Genomic DNA, 13,166 nt, shown 5'->3' with positions numbered 1-13,166 from the left:
AGAACCTTCCCGCGAACGCGCAGCCGCAATGGCAAGTGCGGGATAGGATCCCGGGCGATTCGGATTGAGGCTCCGCGGCCAGTCGGGTAGGGTTTGCCCGCAAGCGATCTCGGGAAGATCGCCCTGCCCCCAAAGGGGCCGGTGAGCGCTCTGTCATGTCCTCGTTTCCTCGTCTTGCGGCCGATGCCTTCGTGCTGGGGGCCGGGCTCGGCACGCGGCTGCGACCTCTCAGCGACGAGCGCCCCAAGCCGCTGATCCCGATCGCAAACAAGCCGCTGCTCACCTTCGCCTTCGATCGTCTGATCGAGGTGGGGATCGGGGGATTCGTCGTCAACACCCATCACCGGCCCGAGAGCTACGCGAAGGCCTTCCCCGAGGGAGCCTACCGGGGACGACGCATCCGATGGAGCCATGAGCCCATCTTGCTCGACACGGGCGGGGGGGTCCGGAACGTAGGCGAGCTCTTTGGCGATCGGCCCTTCCTGATCCATAACGGAGACGTTCTCACCGACCTGCCGATCGAGAAGGCGGTCGAGCAGCATCTGGCGGGCGACGACCTGGCCACGCTCGTCCTCCGTTCCGCCGGTCCCGCCCTGCACGTCGGCTACGATCCAGTGAAACGGAAGGTGGTCGACATCCACGGGCGATGCGGCAGGGAGGATGTGCCCCTTTGCCTTTACACGGGGATCGCGGTCCTCTCCCCCTCCTTTCTCCCCTGGATTCCTCGAGGCGGCCCGGTCTCGCTGATTCCCGTTCTCCTCGAGGTGATTCGCCAATCCGGCAGGATCGGAGGAATCCTCCTCGACCAAGGGCGCTGGTTCGACCTCGGAACGCGCGAGGCCTATCTCTCGGCTCACGGTGAATTGCACCGGAACCCGGGAGGGTGGAAGCCCCTCTGCTGGATCGACCCGACAGCTCGGGTGGCGCCCGATGCGGTCCTCGAAGGAGCGACGGCGATCGGACCGCGATGCCGCATCGGGAGCGGGGCGCTCCTGCGCGACTCAATTCTTTGGGAAGACGCGGAGGTCGCTCCGGGCAGCGTGCTCGAACGCTGCGTCATCCGCAACTCCCGTCTTGCCAAGGGGAACCTGGCGGACGCAGATCTTTAGCCCATGCTTCTCGATCAGCTTCTGGCGGAAACCGCCCGCCGCTTTCCGCAGTACGAGCTGGGCCAAACCTCGATCACGAAGCTCGAAAAGGGGGGGTCGGATCGGAGCTTTTACCGGATTCGGATGGAGCCGGACTGGTCGCTCATTCTCGTCCGCTATGGAGAGAGCCGACCCGAAAACGCCCGGTACGGTCCCCTGGGGAATTTTCTCCACTCCCTCGGAGTTCGCTCTCCCCGGATTTACGGGCAGGATCCGCTTCGCGGTCTTCTCTGGATCGAGGATCTGGGGGACGCGGATCTCTGGAGCTATCGCAACGCGCCTTGGCAGGAGCTGGGCCCCCTTTATCGCTCGGCCTTGCGGGAGATCTTTGCGCTCCACGCCCGGGGCGACGGGGGCCTCGGAGGGCTCCGGACGGAGCCCCCATTCACCCGGGATCTCTACGCTTGGGAACAGGGCTACTTCTTTGCGAACTGCCTGGGGCGCTTCCTCCACCTGGAGGCCAGTCCGCTGGCTCGCCTCTCAGCCCTTCCGCGGCTCACCTGGATCGCCGAGCGCCTCGCTGCGTTCCCTCGCCATCTGATCCATCGCGATTTCCAGTCGCAGAACGTTTTGATCCGGGCTGGGCAAGCCTATCTCATCGATTTCCAGGGAATGCGCCTCGGGCTGGCTTCCTACGATTTGGCTTCCCTCCTCTACGACCCCTATGTCGCTCTCCACGCGGAGCAGAGAGAGGAGCTCCGGAGCTATTATGGGTCTCTGTGGCGGGAGGCCTCCCTGACTCCCCCAGAAGATCTCGGAGAGGCATTCGATTGGGCAGCCCTCCAGCGGCTGATGCAGGCCCTGGGGGCCTATGGCTATCTTGGACTGGTCAAGAAAAAGGAGAAGTTTCTCCGCTACATTCCCGTGGCCTTGCGACTGCTCGCCGAGGTGCTCCAGAGAATCCCCGGGCTGGAGCCGCTCTTGGCGCAGGTCGAGCTTTCCCTCGCCGCATTGCGGCAGGAGACGCGGAAGCGGGGACGAGAGGCTTCTCGCCCCGCTTGACCGTGGCGCTCTCTCCTTTTTCGGATCAGATCGTTCGAGCCGCCCGCGCAATGGGATGGACGGAGCCTTGTGGGTCCTTCATCGTCTCGGCCGCGCTCGGAAGCGGCTTTCCAGAGTAGAGATGCTGGATCAGCGCCATGAGCCGCGGGCAGATCTGCAGCCAGGTCCCGAGGATCGCCAGCGTGCCCCAGCCGAAGACGACAAATCCCCAATGCTGCGGGGCCACGAAGAGCTCCTCCACGAACCAGCGGGTATGGCCGAACTCATTCATGGCCACGTTCGGGAAGTTCATGAGCGGGCTCCCCACCAGCACTGTCAAGGGCAAGGACATTGCCGTGGCAAACTGAGGCAACCGGGTCATGGCGTAGATCAGCGAGCCGACTCCGAAGAGGATGTAGATCGGATAGCTGAGGTAGAACGCGACGATGTTCGTCGGCGTGAAGTCGGTATCCCGGATCACCGTCTGGTGCCAGGCAGCGCCCTGCTCGGTGAAGTAGCTCCCGCCCGCATAGGCCGCGCAGGCATAGGTCAGCAAGAAGAGCCCCAATGCCCAATACCTCTTGAGCTCCTCTGCCGGGGTGAGCCGGTCGAGCGCGCGGTCCCGGCTCTTCCAGAGCCAGCCCCAGAGCGCCCCCGCGGTGATCATCTCGAGGACCAGCTCCGCGAGGAGCATGGCCATCCAGTAGGAGCCATATTCCGGAGAGGAGTAATCCAGACCCTTCGAGAAGGCGTAGAGCCTTTCATAGACATTGATCAACAGATCAAAGGCGATCAGCGCCCCGATGGCGATCCCCGCACGTTTCCAGGAAAAGGCGGAGGCGGGCGGGCGCGCGACCGCCGCGGTCGTTACTTGAGTTTCTTCCATATCGGTGATTCCTCCCTCATCTCACTGCACGTTCTCATTCCTCACATGCCTGAATTCTCATACAAAGCCGTCATCCTGCCGGGATGTCGGCTGAAAGACCGTCCGGCATTCGCCGATCGGGTTTTCGACAGTAACCGTAACGGCCGAGCAGCGAGCGAACAACGGGAAAGTTTTGCCGCTCCGGGAACGTTCGTTGCGGGAGCTACACTACAAGTACGTGATACAGAGACAGATGCTATTTTCGATAACTCACAAGATACGCATCTGCGGGCGTGCAGAAAGTGAGAGAAGCGTTAGCATTCGGAGCAGTCGTTGCACTCAGAATGGAATGATACCCTCATTCTTCCGAGCTGTCATTTGTCGAAGGCTTTCTCCTGCTGCGTTCTCCATCGACCTTGCTGCCTCGCGCTCGCTCGCTTTTGGCTCCTCGCCGAATCTCCTCATGCCGCTCCGATGGAAAGCCGGGTCGTTTCCCGCGCACCCGTTATGGAATGGAGGAAAGAAGGCCAAAAGGAATTGGACCCGCATAGCTGCAAAAGGAGCCTGCACGGTGCGGATCGCCTTCCTGTTGGGAATATGGGAAGGCCGGGCCTTATCGATAGCACCAGACCCAGAGTTGGTCGGAGAGGTCTCCCGATACGCGGGAATAGCGCTTCTTCTCTTGCTTGGTGAAGAGAATCACCCCGCGGGCCCCATGCTTGACGGCCACTCTTTCGACGGGACGCCAGGTCGAATCAATGAGCCGGGTCTCGTCGATGTAGATGGCTCCCAGGATATGGTAGCGAGCGGGCGTGCCTCGCAGGTAGATCGGGATGCCGGCCTCCTCGTCGTACTCGGGGCCGATCCGCTTGACGACCGGACCCTTGTTCTGAGCCTGGGTCACGCGGATCTCGTACCAGTAGGCTTTGGAAGCCCATGCGGACGCGGAGAGGGAGAGCCAGATCACCGCGATCGCAATCGCATGGCCGAGCCTGGGTTGCATCCTGGCTTATGGAAAAGAGAAAGCCGTTGGAGGTCAAGCTCGGAATCCACAGGATCACGGCCGCGAAGTGATCCCATTCGATCGTCGGGAGAATGCTCGGGCGGGCTCTGGCAACCGCGCCCGCCCTTGACGAGCGAGGGAGCCTTACCTGCCGGAAGAAGCCACCCGGCTCCCCCCTTCCCTCCCCTCGAATCCCGGGGCGATCGCTTCGATCAGCGCATTTCGGATCAGGTTTCCGATCACCTCCATGAGATCGACCTCTGGATTCGACAAGGATCCAGAGATGCGCGTTCTGGTGGCTACCTCCCTGTGCCTGTTTTTCAACACCTTGCTGACGCCGCTCACCGCCTGGATGTAAATCCAGTGGCCGAGATCACGCCGCTTCGCCGGGTCCTTTTCGTAAACCTCCATATCCTTCAAGAATGGCTTGGCATATCCTTCCATTTCCGTGCCCCGGATCTTCAGCTCTGAGTAGAAGGAGAAGAGGCCCGATTTCACGTCGAACTTCCCGTAGCTCTTGAAAAGATCGCTCATCGCCGCCATCTGCGTCCGCTCGATGGCGATCCGCAGATCGAGATCGGGGCGGTGCGTCTCCGAGAGGAAGGTGCCGTGGATGTCGGTTTCTCCAGTGCCCATGAACTGCCCCTGGAGATCGAGGTGGGAGAATCCATCGGCCCGCTGGTTGCTGAGATTGACGAGCGCCCCGTGCGCGCCGGAAAGGAAGAGCTCGTAGGGAGGATCGGTCGTCCGGTTGGTGTAAGCGAAGACGCAATCGTCCAGCTTCAGGAGATCGATCTTGAGCTTCTGGTCCGAGCGGTTGCTCTCCCGCTGCGCCGATCGGACGGCCTTGCGGAACTTCTCCTTCTCCTTTATGGCCGTGGAGGGGGCGTGCACATAGTCGACGCGCAGACCCTGGATTTCCGCGAGATGGACCACCAGGTCGCTCTTGCGAGCGGAGCAGTCGAGGCTGCCTCTGGCCGAAACGATCCCTTTCCGCACCTGGAGATTCGGATCGCGCGCGAGGAGCGGGGTCAGGGGGATTAGCGAAATCTCCTCGAGCGCGAACTTCGACCGCAGCAGGCTCTTTTCCAGCCGGTACGATCCTTCGAGATTGATCTTTCCGGTGCCCAGGAACGTTCCGTCCAGCCGGACGGCACCGGGGCCGTCCGCGAACTGGTTGCTGATGTTCCGGAGGGAAAGGCTCGCATGGTCAAGGGAGAGCCGGAAGCTCGGACGCGCCTCCTTGTCTTCGTAGCCAAAGCAGGCGTCCTTGATCTCCGCAGATTCGATCTTCACCTTCTTCGCGGGATGATTGACCAGGCTTTTGGAGCTTTTCAGCGCCTTCTCCGCCTTCTCCCTTTCCTCCTTCGCGGTTTCCCGCCGGTGGACATAGTCGATCTTAAGCCCGGCGATCTCGGCCTGCTGGATGTCGAGATCGGAAAAGCGCGGGGAGTAGTCCAGCTTCCCGGCCAGGGAGACGACCCCGCTGCGCACCTGGAAGTTCTGCTCCTTTTCCAAAAAAGGCGTGAAATAGGAAAGCGAGACGCCCTCCAGGCGGATTCCGCCCGTCACACGGCTCGTTTCCATCCAGTAGTCCCCGTGGATCGCGATCCCCGCCTCGCCCATGAGCTTCCCGTCGAGCCCGAAGGAGCCGGGACCGTCTGCGAACTGGTTGCTGACGTTTTTCAAGGAAAGATTCGCCTGATCGATGAAGAAGCGGAAGCCCGGCTTGGCTACCCTGTCCTCATAGGCAAAGCGGGCACCCCGGATATTCGCCGATTCGATCCTGATCTTCTTCTTCGAGTTGTTGGTGAGGTTCCTGGAGCTCTGCCGCACCCGGTCGACCTCCTCCTTCTCCCGTTGGGCCGTCTCCGGAAGGTGGAGATATTCGACATTGAGGTCGTCGATCTCTGCCTGCTTGACGTCGAAAAGGGAAGAGCGCGGCGCAGAATCGAGATTCCCGGCAAGGGAGACAACTCCTCCGTGAATCCGGAGATTCCGCTCCTTTGCCAGGTAGGGGAGGAAGTGGGACAAGGAGACCCTCTGGAGGTCGATCTCCCCCTTCAGCCGGTTGCTTTCCAACCCGTAGTCGCCGTGAACGGAGATCCCGGCCTGACCCATGAACTTGCCATCGAAGACGAAGGAGCCGGGGGGATCTCCATACTGATTGCTGAGGTTGCGGAGCAAGAGGCGCGCATGCTCGACGTAGAGACGGACAGTCGGCTGGAAGGCCTTGTCCTCGTATCCGAAGGCAGCATCCTCGATTTCGACCTTGCGCACCCGGATCTGGGTTTCCGCCTTGTTCCGCAATCGGGCAGCCGTGCTCATCGCCCGTTTGACCCTCTCCCGCTCCACGACGACCCTTTCGGGCAGGTTGAGATAGTCGATCCCGATCCGCTGGAGCAGAAGCTCCTCGATGTCGAGGTTCGTCTTCCGGGGCGCGTTCTCCCAGGTTCCCTTGGCATAGAGGAAGCCGTTCTTCCGAACCACGAGATTCTGGTCGATCAGCAAGGGGTTGAAATAGACCAGGTCGATGTTCGTGAGCGCGAAGCGGCCTTGAAAGCCGGCAAAGGGCTGCTGCAGGAAATTGACCCGGCCATCCACGGAGAATTTTCCATGATCGAAGATGAGGCCTTCGCCATGCACCGGAGAGGGATAGAGCTGGGCCGCATCCTCAAGGTTCCGGATGTTGCTGGCCGAGAGGTTGATCCCATAGGCGTGCAGTGGCGGGTAAGGCTTGACGTTCACGTAGGTGATCTCGCCCTCCCGGATCGTGAGCAAGTTGATCTTGAGGGGATAGATCGACTGGATCGCATCCTGCCACCCCTTCTTTCCGAAAGGGACCTTGCTGCGCCTCTCCTCCTCGATGTTGTTCACATCGATGTGGATGGCCGGATGCTCGAAACGGAAATTCGCCACGAGCTTCCCTCTCCAGAGCTCATACCAGTGGACGCTCGCATGGATCCGCCGGAGATGGGCGACTGGGGGATACGGATGGCTATTCTGCATCAGGAGCAGCTCGTCCACATCGAGAGAAAAGGAAAAAGGATGCAGATAGGCCCGGCCGACGCGGACCGTGTACTCCTTGAGCCGGCTGTTCATCTGCCGTTCCAAGTACGCGCGGAGGGTTTCGCTGCTAATGAAGTGGGAGAGAACGGAGACCAGAAGGAGAGGTGCCGCGATCATCCCCGCGATCAGGACCAGCAGGGGGAGACGGTACCGGGCAAGGGCATGGAATCGCATTGGCCACGATCTCATGTGTTAAGATTGTGTTTGGATACCTCTCTGTAAAGAAGACGAATCGGATTGACCATCGGCCAGCACCCCAACTACGCATGAGCAATCGCTCCTGACCTTCATCGATGACCTTCCATTCGCAGGGTTCGGCACTCTTTTTCACCGCCATTGGCGAAGGACCGGCGCTGATGCTGCTCCACCCCACCCCGGTCGACCACCGCTTCTGGCTGCCGGTCGCCCAGATCCTCTCCTCCCGTTGCCGCGTGATCCTCCCCGATCTGCGCGGCCATGGCCGGTCGGAAGCAGGTGCTGGGCCGATCACGGTCGAAAGGCTCGCCGAGGATGCCGCCGCACTCTTGGACCACCTGGGCATTGGCAACGCCTTCTTCGGGGGATGCTCGATCGGCGGCTACACTCTTTTTGAGATCTGGCGGCAAATCCCCAGTCGCGTCCGCGGGCTCGCCTTCTGCTGCTCCCGTCCGCAGGCGGATGACGACGCGGTCCTCTCCCGACGACGGGAGACCATCGCCAAGATCCAGGCGGGGGAGAGGGCGGCCTTCATCGAGGCGCAATTGAACGCGCTCATCGGCCCCACGGCCCGCCAGCGGTCCCCCCAACTCGTCGAAGCGGCTCGGGAGATGATGCGAAGCGTCCCCCCCGAGGCCCTCATCGCCGTCCAGGAAGGGCTGGCGGCCCGACCCGACTCGGTCGCCACAGCCCGCACGATCGGCGTCCCCTGCTGCGTCTTAGCGGGCGGGGAAGACATCTCCAGCCCACCCACCGACATGCGCCGTTTGGCGACGGAGATTCGCCAGGGCGGGGGAACCGTGGAGTATACCGAGATTCCCGATGCGGGGCACTTTGCCCCCTTCGAGCAGCCGGAGCGCGTCGCGGGCATCCTGGAACGTTGGCTCGATCAGAACCAATCCACCGCTTGAGCATAAGCCTGCCGAACGCTTCGAGCCTTCGGAGCAGGCAAGGCCCAGGTTGCCTTGAGCCTGGGCATTTCCCGTTGGGCGAATGGCTCCCATCGCGCCGAGCCGGCGGCCCCAACCGGAGTGCTCGCTATGGTCAGAGTGGAGCCGCTCCGACGAGAAGATGCGGCTTTTTTACAAGATCTCCCAGGTGCTTTTTTTCTCGTGAGGCTCGACCCTCAAGCACCGGTTCCGCTCCAGATCCGCACAGGGCAATCTTCCCCATGCCGGTTCACCGATGTGCTGGGCGGCACGGTCTCCTTGGGATCGGGCCATATCGCTGTTTTGCCGAGGCGCTGCCGATGAGGAGAGCCCACGCATTCCCAGTAGCCCTTGATCCGAGTGGCCGAAAAACTGCTTATGGGGCTAAGGAAGTGCTTGGGGTTCCGGATGCCCACCGGCGTCATGGCATACCAGCTTCGGAGAGTTGGCTCGGGGCGTTGCATTTCAGCAAAAACCGCCCTATTCGGTCTATTTTCCTCCGCCTTCGAGGACGGCCAGACGCTTCTTCGCCTCGGCTTCCCCCTGCTCGGCGGCTTTCTGATACCAATACACCGCCTGAGCATAATCCTGCGGAACGCCTTGGCCAAGCTCGTAGGCAAAGCCCAGCGAGGTTTGTGCCCCAGCATCCCCCTGCTCGGCGGCTCTCCGATACCAATACACCGCCTGAGCATAATCCTGCGGTACACCCCGGCCCCGGTCATAAGCAGCGCCCAGGCTAAATTGCGCCTGGGCATCCCCCTGCTCGGCAGCCTTGTAAAACCAATTGACCGCCTGGGTAGAATCCTGCGGAACGCCTTGGCCAAGCAAATAGGCAAAGCCCAGCTTGCATTGCGCCTGGGCAAGCCCCTGCTCGGCCGCCTTCCGATACCAATTCACTGCCTGCGTGGAATCCTGCAGCACACCTCGGCCTTTGTGGTAGGCAAAGGCTAGGTTGAATTGTGCTTGGGCAAGCCCCTGCTCGGCTGCTTTACGAAACCAATTGACCGCCTGGGTAGAATCCTGCGGCACACCCCGGCCCTGGTCACAGGCAACGCCCAGGTTGCATTGCGCCTGGGCATCCCCCTGCTCGGCGGCCCTCCGATACCAATACACCGCCTGAGCATAATCCTGCGGTACACCCCGGCCCCGGTCATAAGCAGCGCCCAGGCTAAATTGCGCCTGGGCATCCCCCTGCTCGGCGGCCATGTAAAACCAACTGACCGCCTGGGTGGAATCCTGCGGAACGCCTTCCCCTTCGTCGTAGGCAACGCCCAGGATGCGTTGCGCCTGAGCAAGCCCCTGTTCGGCCGCCTTCCGATACCAATTCACCGCCTGAGCATAATCCTGCGGAACGCCCTTCCCTTCGTGGTAGGCAGCACCCAGGCTGAATTGCGCGGCGGCGTCCCCCTGTTCGGCCGCCTTCCGAAACCAACTCACCGCCTGGGTAGAATCCTGCGGAACGCCTTCCCCTTCGCGGTAAGCAGCACCCAGGCTGAATTGCGCCTGGGCATCCCCCTGCTCGGCGGCTCTCCGATACCAATACACCGCCTGAGCGTAATCCTGCGGAACGCCTTCCCCTTTGTGGTAGGCAACGCCCAGATTGCATTGCGCCTTGGCATCCCCCTGCTCGGCTGCTTTCCGAAACCAATTCACCGCCTGCGTGGAATCCTGCGGAACGCCTCGACCCCGCTCATAGGCAACACCTAGGTTGAATTGTGCATCGGCATCCCCCTGCTCAGCGGCTTTCCGGGACCAATACACCGCCTGAGCGTAATCCTGCGGAACGCCTTCCCCTTTGTGGTAGGCAACGCCCAGATTGCATTGCGCCTTGGCATCCCCCTGCTCGGCTGCTTTCCGAAACCAATTCACCGCCTGCGTGGAATCCTGCGGAACGCCTCGACCCCGCTCATAGGCAACACCTAGGTTGAATTGTGCATCGGCATCCCCCTGCTCGGCGGCTCTCCGATACCAATACACCGCCTGAGCGTAATCCTGCGGAACGCCTCGACCCCGCTCATAGGCAACAGCCAGGCTGAATTCCGCCAGGGCATTCCCCTGCTCTGCCGATTTTCGATACCAATAGACCGCCTGTGCATAATCCCGGGAAACTCCTTGGCCTTGGTAATAGGCAAGGCCCAGCTTGCACTGCGCCTCGGCATCCCCCTTCTTGGCCGCTTGCACCAATTCCGCCAAGCTGCTGGCCTCTGCTGGCAGGCTGGCTAAAGTTAAGCACAAGATGGCTGCGGCAAGAAGAGATGGCTTTTTCACAAGACCTCCCAAGGGGTTCTCATCTCCTGAGAGCTAACCCTCAAATCTTAGTTTAGCTCCGAGCTGGCACAGGGCAATCTTCCTCATGCCGGTTCACGATGCGCTGGGGCGGCACGGTCTCCTTGGGATCGGGCCATACCGCTGTTTTGCCGAGGCGCTGCCCATGAAGAGGGCCCACGTATTCCCAGCAGCGCTTGATCCGAGTGGCCGAGGAACTGCTTATGGAGCGAAGGAAATGCTTGGGGTTCCGGATGCCCACCGGCCTCATGGCATACCAACTTCGGAGAGTTGCTTGCGGGTGTTGTACTTGAGCAAAAACCGCCCTATTCGGTCTATTTTCATCAACCTTTGAGGGCAGCAAGGCTTTCCTTCGCATCGGCATCCCCCTGCTCGGCCGCTATCCGATACCAAGACTCCGCCTGGGTAAAATCCTGCGGGACGCTTCTACCGTCTCGATAGGCATCACCCAGGATGCGTTGCGCCTGGGGAAACCCTTGCTCGGCCGCTTTGCGAAACCAAAGCATCGCCTGAGTGTCATCCTGCGGAAGTCCGTGACCTCTGGAATAGACGATGCCCAGGTTGCATTGCGCCTCGGCAATCCCCTGCCCGGCCGCTTCCTGCAACCAATGCGCCGCCAGGTCACAATTCTGCCGCACTCCCAAGCCGTAGTAGTAGGCAACGCCGAGGGCCAATTTCGCCTCGGCCAAGCCCTGCTCGGCAGCCCTTTTCCACCAGGAGAAAGCTTCCGCAGTCTTCTGCGGTACGTGTTGGCCTTCGTAGTAGGCCTTACCTAGCATGAATTGCGCCTTAGCATCCCCATTCTTGGCGGCTTGCTCCAATTCCGCAAAGCTGGTGAACTCAACCGGAGTGTTGCTCATGTATCTGCCGTGCAATCGTTGCGGCGCGAAGATACGACTTTTTCATCAAACCTCTCAAGGGGTTTTTAACCTACTCAGGGCTCACCGTTGAGCACCGGTTCCGCTCCAGATCCGCGCAGGGCAATCTTCCCCATGCCGGTTCACCGATGTGCTGGGCGGCACGGTCTCCTTGGGGTCCAGCACGCGATTGCTTTGTCGAGGCGCTGCTCAACGGGAGAGCCCCTGCGATTCCCAGCAGCTCTTGATCCGAGTGGCCGAGGAACTATCCATCCGTCCAAGAATAGATGCAACGCCCTAGTTCTGGGCCGATCGACTCAGTGGAGATCGAGATGCCGCGTTGGCTGTACAGGGCCGTCATCACCAGCAGCCCCCGGATGTTGTCGGCGTGAATCTTGGGCCTTGCGAGATAGTCACAATGTGACTACAGCAAGGCACATGAGCACCGCCGATACTTAGTCCGCGCCAGTTGTGTATCGTCCTTTCTGTAAATTCTCTTCCAGCCGCTGGCTGGCTGGTTTGCCCAGCGCAATCATGATGCCATGACTTTGACAAAGGAGCGTAACGATCATGGTAATGCGAGTCGAAACAAACCCTTTGGAAGCAGCCTATGCGGTGCTACTCGAGCATGGGCTGGATGGCGCAGGCGAAGCCTTGCGCATTTTGGTGAATGAAGCGGCCAAAATTGAACGGGTCGAGTTTCTCGGCGCCAGGCCCTACGAGCGCACCGCAGCCCGGCGCGACTGGGCCAACGGTTATAAGCCCAAGACGGTGCTGACCAAGCTGGGCGAGCTCACCTTCGAGGTACCGCAAGTGCGTTCTGGCGACTTCTATCCTTCTGCGCTCGAGAAAGGCACCCGCACCGATCAGGCGGTGAATCTGGCCTTGGCCGAGATGTACGTCCAGGGCGTCTCCACCCGGCGGGTGATCGACGTGTTGCAGCGGCTCTTGGGGCCGGAGATCAAGCTTTCTTCAGCCCAGGTCAGTCGCGCTGCCGCCAGACTCGATGAAGGGCTCAAGGCCTGGCGGGAACGCCCGTTGGGCGAGGTGCCTTATCTCTTTCTGGACGCCCGCTATGAGAAGGTGCGCCTGGAAGGACGGATCGTCGATTGCGCGGTACTGATTGCAGTGGGTATCGAGGCACCGGGCAAGCGCCGGGTGCTGGGCTGCGAGGTGGCTACATCGGAAGCGGAGATCAACTGGTGCCGCTTCCTGGAAAGCCTCCTTGCCCGTGGATTGAAGGGGGTCAAGCTCATCGTTGCCGACGACCACGCGGGACTGAAGGCCGCGCGCCGTGCAGTGTTGCCTTCCGTGCCCTGGCAGCGCTGCCAGTTCCACCTGCAGCAAAACGCCGGTCAGTTTGTCACGCGCCAAGAAGCGAAGAAGACCGTTGCCCGGCAGCTGCGCACGATCTTCAATGCGCCGGATCGAAGCGAGGCCCAGCGGCTGTTACGGGAGGCGCTTGCGCAATGGCGCACGGAGCATCCCAAGCTCGGGGAGTGGGCTGAGGAAGCCATACCAGAAAGCCTGACCGTCTTCGACTTCCCTGTCGAGCACCGCGTGCGGCTGCGCACCACCAACGGCCTGGAGCGCATCAACCGGGAACTCAGACGCCGCACCCGGGTGGCAAGCATCTTCCCCAATCCCGAATCGTGCCTGCGGCTCATTTCCGCCCTGCTGGCCGAACTCGACGACGAGTGGATGACCGGCAAGGTCTATCTCAACCCCAACCCGTAACCCAGGCATCATGATCTGCTGCGCGGAAATTTACAGAAAAGGAGTTGCACCATCTGCTTTGCTGTCTGTTTGCTTTTCGCGTGAGGCTTGGCTGAA

9 protein-coding genes are annotated in these 13,166 nt (G+C 61.2%); 4 read left to right on the top strand and 5 right to left on the bottom strand.

Features of this window, described 5'->3' with window-relative positions; translation table 11 throughout:
* The first annotated feature begins 155 nt into the window (after positions 1-155).
* Both MacB4_RS00580 and MacB4_RS00575 read left to right on the top strand, forming a co-directional pair.
* The gene (locus tag MacB4_RS00580) at positions 156-1,109 is read left to right on the top strand and encodes a sugar phosphate nucleotidyltransferase (RefSeq protein WP_206863968.1); all 954 of its coding nucleotides are present in this window, start codon (positions 156-158) and stop codon (positions 1,107-1,109) included.
* Positions 1,110-1,112: 3 nt separating this feature from the next.
* Positions 1,113-2,150 carry an aminoglycoside phosphotransferase family protein gene (locus tag MacB4_RS00575; RefSeq protein ID WP_206863967.1) on the top strand — a complete coding sequence of 346 codons (1,038 nt, stop codon included), beginning with the start codon at positions 1,113-1,115 and terminating at the stop codon, positions 2,148-2,150.
* A gap of 25 nt (positions 2,151-2,175) precedes the next feature.
* Here MacB4_RS00575 and MacB4_RS00570 read toward each other — a convergent pair whose 3' ends face one another.
* The 3 genes from MacB4_RS00570 to MacB4_RS00560 all read right to left on the bottom strand — a co-directional run bounded on the left by MacB4_RS00570 (position 2,176) and on the right by MacB4_RS00560 (position 7,255).
* Positions 2,176-3,015 carry a methane monooxygenase/ammonia monooxygenase subunit C gene (locus MacB4_RS00570; RefSeq protein WP_206863966.1) on the bottom strand — a complete coding sequence of 280 codons (840 nt, stop codon included), beginning with the start codon at positions 3,013-3,015 and terminating at the stop codon, positions 2,176-2,178.
* Positions 3,016-3,607: 592 nt separating this feature from the next.
* A complete protein-coding gene (locus MacB4_RS00565) occupies positions 3,608-3,997 on the bottom strand; it encodes a hypothetical protein (protein WP_206863965.1) in 390 nt (129 codons plus the stop codon).
* Positions 3,998-4,141: 144 nt separating this feature from the next.
* A complete protein-coding gene (locus tag MacB4_RS00560) occupies positions 4,142-7,255 on the bottom strand; it encodes a DUF748 domain-containing protein (RefSeq protein WP_206863964.1) in 3,114 nt (1,037 codons plus the stop codon).
* A 104-nt stretch (positions 7,256-7,359) separates the two neighbouring features.
* On the opposite strand from MacB4_RS00560, the gene MacB4_RS00555 reads away from it, so the two are divergent.
* Entirely contained in the window at positions 7,360-8,172 is an 813-nt protein-coding gene (locus tag MacB4_RS00555; RefSeq protein WP_206863963.1) for an alpha/beta fold hydrolase, read from the top strand.
* A 507-nt stretch (positions 8,173-8,679) separates the two neighbouring features.
* Here the strand turns inward: MacB4_RS00555 and MacB4_RS00550 are convergent.
* Both MacB4_RS00550 and MacB4_RS00545 read right to left on the bottom strand, forming a co-directional pair.
* Positions 8,680-10,425: an SEL1-like repeat protein gene (locus tag MacB4_RS00550; protein ID WP_242529260.1), complete on the bottom strand. Its 1,746-nt coding sequence runs from the start codon at positions 10,423-10,425 to the stop codon at positions 8,680-8,682.
* Positions 10,426-10,799: 374 nt separating this feature from the next.
* Positions 10,800-11,336 carry a tetratricopeptide repeat protein gene (locus MacB4_RS00545; RefSeq protein WP_255551658.1) on the bottom strand — a complete coding sequence of 179 codons (537 nt, stop codon included), beginning with the start codon at positions 11,334-11,336 and terminating at the stop codon, positions 10,800-10,802.
* Positions 11,337-11,903: 567 nt separating this feature from the next.
* On the opposite strand from MacB4_RS00545, the gene MacB4_RS00540 reads away from it, so the two are divergent.
* Positions 11,904-13,070 (top strand): IS256 family transposase, encoded by a 1,167-nt coding sequence (locus MacB4_RS00540; protein ID WP_206863961.1) that lies wholly within the window; start codon positions 11,904-11,906, stop codon positions 13,068-13,070.
* Positions 13,071-13,166 lie beyond the last annotated feature (96 nt).

Origin of the sequence: Methylacidimicrobium sp. B4, from assembly GCF_017310545.1 — a bacterium.
GTDB lineage: Bacteria > Verrucomicrobiota > Verrucomicrobiia > Methylacidiphilales > Methylacidiphilaceae > Methylacidimicrobium.
The sequence above is the reverse complement of the archived record's forward strand: the minus strand, read 5'-3'. Positions and strand labels throughout refer to the sequence as shown.